The organism is Vibrio anguillarum (assembly GCF_003390515.1).
GTDB lineage: Bacteria > Pseudomonadota > Gammaproteobacteria > Enterobacterales > Vibrionaceae > Vibrio > Vibrio anguillarum.
Map to the genome: position 1 here is coordinate 3,117,375 of NZ_CP031479.1, position 3,813 is coordinate 3,121,187.

5 protein-coding genes are annotated in these 3,813 nt (G+C 37.4%); 3 read left to right on the forward strand and 2 right to left on the reverse strand.

Going from position 1 to position 3,813, the window contains the following annotated elements; genetic code table 11:
- Window positions 1-91: 91 nt before the first annotated feature.
- From DD616_RS17125 to DD616_RS17135, 3 genes are all read left to right on the forward strand, one after another.
- The gene (locus DD616_RS17125) at window positions 92-349 is read left to right on the forward strand and encodes a type II toxin-antitoxin system Phd/YefM family antitoxin (protein ID WP_094501672.1); all 258 of its coding nucleotides are present in this window, start codon (window positions 92-94) and stop codon (window positions 347-349) included.
- Window positions 337-639, forward strand: a complete 303-nt coding sequence (locus DD616_RS17130) for a type II toxin-antitoxin system RelE/ParE family toxin (protein WP_208871977.1) — start codon at window positions 337-339, stop codon at window positions 637-639. The genes DD616_RS17125 and DD616_RS17130 overlap by 13 nt, the downstream gene beginning before the upstream one ends.
- 79 nt (window positions 640-718) lie before the next feature.
- Window positions 719-1,171, forward strand: coding sequence for a GNAT family N-acetyltransferase (locus tag DD616_RS17135; protein ID WP_208871978.1), 453 nt, complete (start codon window positions 719-721; stop codon window positions 1,169-1,171).
- 42 nt (window positions 1,172-1,213) lie between these two features.
- On the opposite strand, the gene DD616_RS17140 is transcribed toward DD616_RS17135, so the two are convergent.
- Both DD616_RS17140 and DD616_RS17145 read right to left on the reverse strand, forming a co-directional pair.
- On the reverse strand, window positions 1,214-1,693 hold the full coding sequence (locus DD616_RS17140) for a peptidase T (protein ID WP_175247632.1): 480 nt from the start codon (window positions 1,691-1,693) through the stop codon (window positions 1,214-1,216).
- Window positions 1,694-1,932: 239 nt separating this feature from the next.
- The gene (locus DD616_RS17145) at window positions 1,933-3,132 is read right to left on the reverse strand and encodes a hypothetical protein (RefSeq protein ID WP_208871979.1); all 1,200 of its coding nucleotides are present in this window, start codon (window positions 3,130-3,132) and stop codon (window positions 1,933-1,935) included.
- Window positions 3,133-3,813 lie beyond the last annotated feature (681 nt).

Below are 3,813 nucleotides of genomic sequence, written 5' to 3' on the forward strand. Positions count from 1 at the left end.
CCCTTAGCCGGGCGTTAGCCGTCATTAAACTTGCTATCCTCAAAGTGATAGAATAGTATCACTTTAGTGGTCTGTTTTTGGAGTACGTCTAATGAAAGTTGAATTGGTAACATCACTTAAGCGACAAGCAACTAAGATCCTTGCTGATCTCCATGATACCAAAGAGCCTGTATTAATCACTGAACATGGTAAACCATCGGCTTATCTTATTGATGTTGATGATTATGAGTTTATGCAAAATCGATTAGCGATTCTTGAAGGTATTGCTCGTGGTGAGCGAGCGATTACCGACGGTAGAGTAATTTCTCATCATGAAGCCAAGGGCAAAATGTCAAAATGGCTGAAATAATTTGGACTGACCCAGCGTTATCAGATCTTAACGATATCGCTGAATATATAGCACTTGAAAATGTTGTGTCTGCAAAACAATTAGTCCAAACGATTTTCTCTAAAGTTGAACGTTTGGAAACCTTTCCTGATTCAGGCCGTATCCCACCAGAACTCGAACATTTAAGTTACAGGGAAGTGGTTATTAATCCGTGTCGTGTTTTTTATAAACAAAATGACGGCAAGGTTTATATTTTATTTGTTATGCGAGCAGAAAGAGATCTTCGTACATTTTTGTTAAATAGACAATAGTTACGTGAATAAACGGCTAACAAACGCTTCAAGAGCACCTTAATTGGGCGTTATGCCAATTATGAACAAGGAAGTTCAGATGAAAGTGATTGAAGCGAGTGTTTCAAATTTAGATGACATTGCGATCTTATTTGATGCTTATCGTCAGTTTTATGAGCAAGAAAGTGATATTCAAGGTGCTAGAAGTTTTATCGAGATGCACATGAAAAATGGTGACTCAGTGATTTTTCTAGCCTTATCAGAAGGTAATGAGCCTCTAGGTTTTGCACAGCTATATCCTTCCTTTTCCTCAGTTGCGATGAAAAGGATGTGGTATCTAAACGATCTGTATGTGTCTGAGAATGCACGTAAAAAAGGTGTCGGCAGAGCTTTACTACAGAAAGTTGCTGTTTTTGCCAAAGACACAGACGCGATAACAGTCAAACTGGCGACAGCGGTATCCAATGAAAAAGCCAAATCGCTTTATGAGTCTGAAGGTTATGTGAAAGTCACAGCCTTTGAGCATTACACTCAACGGGTAAAATTGGCATAACAAACGGCTCAAGAGCTCTTAAATTGTTTGTTATGTCTGTAGTTAAGACGACCAAGAAGTGTTTGGGTGCACCTTGTATCCTAGACTTTCTAGTCGTTGACGCTCCTCTTTTAACTCCTTGATAGTTCTGCGTAAATTTATCGAAGAAAGCTTGTGTTTACTTAATGTTCCATCAACTACGAATAATTTTTTGGTTCCATCGCAAAGTAAATGTCCATTTGGAATTACTCCGACAATTGAAGCATTTGGAGGGATCAAATTTTGTGCTTTCAAAGAACAACTTGGATAGAAGATGTTACCCTTGTCATCTACTGCTTCTAACCCACCGAAATATGCAGCTTCACCACCATGATTGGAAACAAAAATCCGAGCGCAAAGATAATTCCCTACGCCATCAACATTAGGTTCCAAGCTTCTGATAAGCCGAATTTTTAGCTTAGGCTTCCTTGCCCTAAATTGGTACAAATTGATACCAATACTTATTACGATAACTATTGTAGAAACAATCTCATATGTACTCATTAGTACCTCAAAAGACATAACGCCCGGCTAAGGGGGCTCATTTGCCGACAACACAAAATGAATGGCCGGAGAAATCTAAAAAGATTGAACCCCTAAATTTCCCTGAGTTGCATAACGCCCAATTAACGTGTGAGCAGCGCAGAGACTGAACCTCAACATTGCGCCGTAAACACTAAACTCAACCCGAAGTGAAAGTGCCAAGCGTTGCGAATCACTGTTGAATTGTTTGTTAGGCGAATTTACGTCTCACCAAATAAGTACGCTAAAATCTCCCAAAGCTCAAAGGGATGCGTATGATCTTTCTCTTCGTTAAAAAAATCAAAACCATCACACTCTGAATATATTAGCTTTTTGACATAAGTACCAAACTCTCCCCATACATTACATTTAATTGCGTCAACCATTAAACTAGGGTTATATACTTCCTCAAACTGTTCGAGTGTCAACATTCCTTCTAGCCCCACGTGATAAAACTTATTCAAGAAATCCACACCATCAGATACAATTTCGTCGAAGTGACTTTGTAGATGGTAATCACTTTCTCTGTGTAAATCATAAAGTGATTGAGATAGAGGAGAATTCCTATTATAAATTGTTTCTATATCCATTAGTTCAAATGGGTTGAGAAGGGATATTTTTATATAGTACTTAGCTATAGGTCCAACCTCATCACCGAATTCGTTATTTCTATATAGTACGCAGAATCCATCAGAGTTTAATCTATTTGCTTTCTCTAATATCATATCCTCTGCAATTTTATAAATATGCTCTATGTTTTGATTTGCTTTTTTACTCATTGACTTTGTTTGATAGAGAGGTAAACAAATCGTTGAAAATGAACGTTTAGTCAAACGTTCTTCATTTTTAACAATCAAATTTATAGGATTAAAGATATCTAGCCTTCTATTTAATCTAGAGCCACAAACTTTTAAACACAGAACCCTAACACCAAAGAAGCTGATTAGTTGTAAAACTGCATGTGATAAAAGAGTACCAAAACTTTCAGAGATAATAACTATTGATATTTCTCTATTATTAATATGAGGTAAGTGGTTTTTCAACTCAAAAATATAAGCGAATATTTCGGTTATGGCTTCTCGCTCTGTTTTTACACCTACTTTAAGCTCAAAAACATAAAAATTTCTCTCATAATCATGGATTAGAAAGTCTGGAAAAAGCCTTTCATTCCGATTCAAAGAAATGTTCTTAGGATTTTCATCTCCAATGATCTCGTACTCTTCATTTTTAAGTCTTCTATAAATATGCAGGACGGATTCAGTATAACGTTGTTTAATTGACGTCTCTATAGAAAATGCATCTTCAGCATAAAGATTTACTTTTGCCATTCCTCTATAATATCCAATCCCGTTAATAAGCTCGCAAAAACGTCCTTGACAAAGTGCATTGTATATTTCTGCTTGCAAGTCTTTTTCTAACATAAATACTACCTTGATACTTTTCGCCTAACGCTAAATTAAGCTGCTGCCAACGCACAATGTCATTTGAAGCAACGTACCGTAATCACTAAACCCATTTAGAGCAGATTCAGCCACGCGTTGGTAGTCAGGCTTGAATTTCTTGTTAGGTTTTACTGTTTAACCTTCACCGACTTGGCAAAGAATTCCGCTAGATTAATGCATTGCGCTGAACCACTTCCAAGTATTTCTCTTAATTTGGCAGACAAATGCGACAAACCTAAAAACAAATGGTTAAGTCAGTTTGATTGGTTAAATCAAAGCGATTTTGCGCCAGTTAAACTTTCAACCTACCAACACAATTTTCCAATGAAGCAACCCACGGATTTTGGTTTTCGCCACTGCTGGAGATGGCAAAGAATTGGGACAGAAAAAGCTGACTTGCTGAAAGCCGTAAATGAATGGTTAGAGAAATCCCCAAATCTTTTTCCCAACCAATACGCTTTTTCTTCGTAAATCTAACGCCCGGCTAAGGGGTTGACAACGCACCACCAAACTTAAAAAAACACACTGTAAACACTGAACTTCAATTCTGCACTAAAGCCGCCACGCGTTGACAATCCCTCTTGAGCCGTTTGTTAGGCCAACCGATTGACAACGATACTTTCACAACAAAAGAACAAGGCTTGTTTGAAAATTGAAAAC

What these genes read in the sequence shown, in the direction of transcription:
- DD616_RS17125 (WP_094501672.1), top strand. Translation starts at nt 92, where the DNA reads ATGAAAGTTGAATTGGTAACATCACTTAAGCGACAAGCAACTAAGATC.
- DD616_RS17130 (WP_208871977.1), top strand. Translation starts at nt 337, where the DNA reads ATGGCTGAAATAATTTGGACTGACCCAGCGTTATCAGATCTTAACGAT.
- DD616_RS17135 (WP_208871978.1), top strand. Translation starts at nt 719, where the DNA reads ATGAAAGTGATTGAAGCGAGTGTTTCAAATTTAGATGACATTGCGATC.
- DD616_RS17140 (WP_175247632.1), bottom strand. Translation starts at nt 1,693, where the DNA reads ATGAGTACATATGAGATTGTTTCTACAATAGTTATCGTAATAAGTATT.
- DD616_RS17145 (WP_208871979.1), bottom strand. Translation starts at nt 3,132, where the DNA reads ATGTTAGAAAAAGACTTGCAAGCAGAAATATACAATGCACTTTGTCAA.